This window comes from Ruminococcus sp. AM42-11 (assembly GCF_003480145.1).
In the GTDB taxonomy this organism is placed as follows: domain Bacteria; phylum Bacillota; class Clostridia; order Lachnospirales; family Lachnospiraceae; genus Blautia_A; species Blautia_A faecis.
Window position 1 is genome coordinate 1 of sequence record NZ_QUIO01000102.1, and the last position, 617, is coordinate 617.

At 34.2% G+C, this 617-nt stretch carries 2 protein-coding genes; one reads left to right on the forward strand and one right to left on the reverse strand.

Features of this window, described 5'->3' with window-relative positions; translation table 11 throughout:
* Nucleotides 1-286 (forward strand): hypothetical protein (locus DW904_RS23335; RefSeq protein ID WP_207664946.1); only part of this gene is annotated, 286 nt, incomplete at its 5' end.
* A gap of 60 nt (nucleotides 287-346) precedes the next feature.
* Here the strand turns inward: DW904_RS23335 and DW904_RS23340 are convergent.
* Nucleotides 347-617 (reverse strand): hypothetical protein (locus DW904_RS23340; protein WP_207664947.1); only part of this gene is annotated, 271 nt, incomplete at its 5' end.

Below are 617 nucleotides of genomic sequence, written 5' to 3' on the forward strand. Positions count from 1 at the left end.
AAATAGTGACCGGATCAGGAAGTCAGAAAACATATATTCTAGTTCTGATCTTGCTGAAGATACACTTATAAAATGTAACCATGGAGAAATTAGGTTATTCACAATACAAAGCACAGTAAGTATCGATCAAGGTTCTCCGGATGGCGCTGGCGGATTTATGCTTGCATATAAAAGCTTATCCGGCGACAAATACGGAATTGTTGTGCTTTTTTCTTACAATGAAATTATATGGATGAAAATCAAATCTAATACTTGGGGCGAGTGGAAAAAAATACAATTGTCTTAAAACAAAATAGTAAGCCCTTGACGGCAGAAATCGATGATTTGAATAATGTTTCTGGCGGATTCACTTTATTGCATCAAATTTTTCACCGTCATTCGCACATTCTTTATTTACAAAACGAATCATTTCGATTATTGGGGCATTATAACTGAAACGTAAAACTAATCCATGTGCATTGATCCTTTTAATAAAGATATAAAAATATTCAATTCCACTGCTATTATATACAAATTTCACACACGAACTTTCTGGTATTGCGTACCAATAGTTTTTGGCCCATACGAAATCATTATTCGGTCCTTCAATAAAAATGGCGTGCAAGGACTCACTATTT